This is a genomic window from Parasynechococcus sp. (assembly GCF_042954245.1).
In the GTDB taxonomy this organism is placed as follows: domain Bacteria; phylum Cyanobacteriota; class Cyanobacteriia; order PCC-6307; family Cyanobiaceae; genus Parasynechococcus.
Window position 1 is genome coordinate 1 of the sequence record NZ_JBGKDP010000206.1, and the last position, 2,813, is coordinate 2,813.

Annotated in this window: 5 protein-coding genes; 4 read left to right on the forward strand and 1 reads right to left on the reverse strand. The window is 58.7% G+C overall.

Annotated elements, in window-relative coordinates; all coding sequences use genetic code 11:
* The 4 genes from ACGVJ8_RS09285 to ACGVJ8_RS09300 form a co-directional block, all read left to right on the forward strand.
* On the forward strand, window positions 1–181 hold a 181-nt coding region (locus ACGVJ8_RS09285), incomplete at its 5' end, for a hypothetical protein (protein ID WP_392347485.1).
* A complete protein-coding gene (locus ACGVJ8_RS09290) occupies window positions 178–564 on the forward strand; it encodes a hypothetical protein (RefSeq protein WP_392347477.1) in 387 nt (128 codons plus the stop codon). The genes ACGVJ8_RS09285 and ACGVJ8_RS09290, both read left to right, overlap by 4 nt.
* A 138-nt stretch (window positions 565–702) precedes the next feature.
* On the forward strand, window positions 703–999 hold the full coding sequence (locus ACGVJ8_RS09295; RefSeq protein WP_392347479.1) for a hypothetical protein: 297 nt from the start codon (window positions 703–705) through the stop codon (window positions 997–999).
* 11 nt (window positions 1,000–1,010) lie between these two features.
* A complete protein-coding gene (locus tag ACGVJ8_RS09300; protein WP_392347481.1) occupies window positions 1,011–1,529 on the forward strand; it encodes a GIY-YIG nuclease family protein in 519 nt (172 codons plus the stop codon).
* Between the two features lie 115 nt (window positions 1,530–1,644).
* Here the strand turns inward: ACGVJ8_RS09300 and ACGVJ8_RS09305 are convergent.
* Window positions 1,645–2,813 (reverse strand): AAA family ATPase (locus tag ACGVJ8_RS09305; RefSeq protein WP_392347483.1); only part of this gene is annotated, 1,169 nt, incomplete at its 5' end.

Genomic DNA, 2,813 nt, shown 5'->3' on the forward strand with positions numbered 1-2,813 from the left:
TGGACTTTCTCTTGAGGGGTCAATCCTTGATGGCCTAGGCGATTGGCCCCGGTCAGCAACGCGGAAGGAGTGGTTCCGGATCACTCGTGAGCTGGTCGCCAGCACCATCGCCGACATGGACCTGGACCCTGCCGCCTTGGCTGAAGTTGAGGAGGCGTTCATCGGAGCTGGCCTGCTTTGACCCGCAAGCGCGTTACCGCCAGCCAGAAGAAGCAACGCCATGAATGGGCGATGCGGCAGATAGACGCCGGAATGGGTCTCAGCGAATTAACTGCCTTTACTGCCGAAACATGGGGGTGCAGCCGCAGGAACGCCCGTGATGTCGTCTGTGCGGCCCACAAGGACTGGCTGGATGCTGCTTACGGATCTGAGGAGATCGACCAGAAGGACTTGCTTTTCCAGCAGGTTGGACGCTTAGAGCGCATCGCCCGCAAGGCGGAAAATTCGGGACAATTTTCTGCCGCCGTGGGCGCGATAACGGCACTAAATCGAATGATGGCGTTGGGTGCTGACCAGAGAGGTTTCCGGGGTCATCGCCCCAACGGGCACTACTACCGGCGCTGATTAGTAGCCATCACTTTCTCCGCCGGTGCAGCGTCTAAATCTTGTTGGGCTGAACGGTGTGCCCCAGCGCGGCGGATTGCGGAGCAGGGTTTCGCCCCATTTGTTTGGTGCTGCCATGCAGATCGTCATGGGGACTGTTTGAGCAACCATGCAGATCGCTATCACCAGCAGCGCAAAGCCTGTGCCGGGGGCGTGAATGTTGGCTTGGAACCAGGGTTTGTTTGCCATGTCGTCAGTTTGGCGCTGACTGTCTCAACGTTCTTTATGGAGCCAAACTGGCTCCAGGGAAAAAAGCCGATGGCTGGTCTCTACCCACGCGGAAGCAAAAAGTGGATTGAAGCTCTCGACCATGCGCCTGAAGACAGGTGGTGGGTCAAAAAGCAGCGCCTTGAAATGCTCGAGGCTGACGAGCAAAAAAAGGTCGAAAAAAATTAGAGCAAGAACGCTTGGCAAAGGAACGCGCCGAGTTCAAGGAAATGATGGAGGCCAAGCGTGAGGCCAAGCAGGCGGCTCGCGCTGCGGAGGAAAAGGCGGAGTTCCGTCAGTTCATGAGCGACTGGATCGCGACCAAGTGGGACGGTGAAGCCCCGGACCATCTCAAAAAAGCTCTTTCGAGCGGCGACCCAAAGGATCTAGGGACACTGATCCACGAGTGGCATGACTTCAAGGCGAACAAGGGTCAGCGTGCAGTTGTTGAGTCATCCCCCAGAGGCTTCGTTTACTTCGTCCGCAACGGTGGGCTCTTCAAGATTGGGATCACGGAAAACATGCTCCGGCGGATGGGTGAGCTAACTCCGGACGAACTGCTCAACGTCGTGCGCTGCTCCAACTTCCAGGAGGTTGAACGCGAGCTGCATCGGCGCTTCAAGGATGTCCGCTTGCCTCAAACGGAGTATTTCCGCCTGAGCGATCAGCAGGTGCAGGAGGTCCACCAACTCATGGTGAAGTTGGCGGACTTTCCGTAAGGGGAATTGAGCTGTTTGTTGTCCTCGCTGTCAGCACTGACCGAGCCGTCGGAAGTGACCCCAGTGACCGACACCAGGGACACCAACGACAGTTCGGACAGCTGTGACAGGACGGCTATTCCGTGGGCTTAAAAGCGATCTCCGTGCCGTTTTCTGTGGTCTCGGCCTTGCTCTCCAGCAGCCCGTTGGCTTCAAGGAACCGCAGATGCCGCAACGCTTTGCGGTCTTTGTCCTTGTAGGCGTCGCACTTCTGAACCACGTCCTTGCGGGTCGTGCGCTTGAAGTGGTCCTTCCACCTTTCGCGGCACAGCTCCAGAACGTCAGCCTGGGGGTCTGAGAGCTTGTTTTCCGTCTCCTGTTTGAACAGGGCTTCCAGCTGCTCGGCAGCGTCACCCTCCAAGGTCCAGTGGGCTGCGTGTTGCAGGACTAGGAGCTGGAGGTCTTCCTCACGGCCTTCGGTCTCAAGCAGCACCCGCTTGTCGGCCTTGCACTCGCGACGTTTGAACCAGGAAAGGCAGATCACCTGGCTGAACGCTGCGGGCAGTGCTGTGGTGCCTCGTGATGCCGCGACCGCACCTTCACCCTGACGGCTGTGACCGCTGTGGTGGAGCACAACCGTGGTTATGGAATGAGGGGCGCAGACCTCCTGAACGTCCTCAGCAGGACCGGCGTAGGTGTTGGCTCCTTCCTTGAGTCCCAGCTTGCTGGTGAGCTTGTTGTAGCTGTCGAAGATGAACAGGCCGCCTGGGTACGTCGCCGCTAAATCGGCGATGCGAGCAAGGCCAACGTCATCCAGCTGGATGCCCTCGCTCTTGCTGAACAGACCCTTGATTGGACCGAGCAGTTTCCACTTGCCCTGGCTGTTTTTCTCCGCCAGCCCGTACTTGCTCAGCAGGTGCATCCAGCGGGTGCGAGACATGTCTGGACCAAAGATCACCACTGGTGGGCAACCCCCAACCAGGGGCTGTCCCAGAAAGGACTGAGCACCGCTCGACCACACCGCGATCATTGCGACCAGCAGCGTGGTCTTCCCCACCTTGGGGACGCTCACGATCATGTTGCTGTCGGCCTTCATCAGGACGCCTCCCCACAGCCACGTCTCCTCAGGCGCGTCGATCTCCATGTCCTGGGTGAGCATCTCCACAGAGCCAGCGAGTTCAGCTCTGGCTTCATGGATCAGCCGCCTGATCTCATCGTTGTTGAGGTAGGGGCCATGACGCCTAGACCATTCCCGCAGCTCAATCGCACGGTCCTGGGGTTTGCAGACAGCTGACCCGTCAGGGT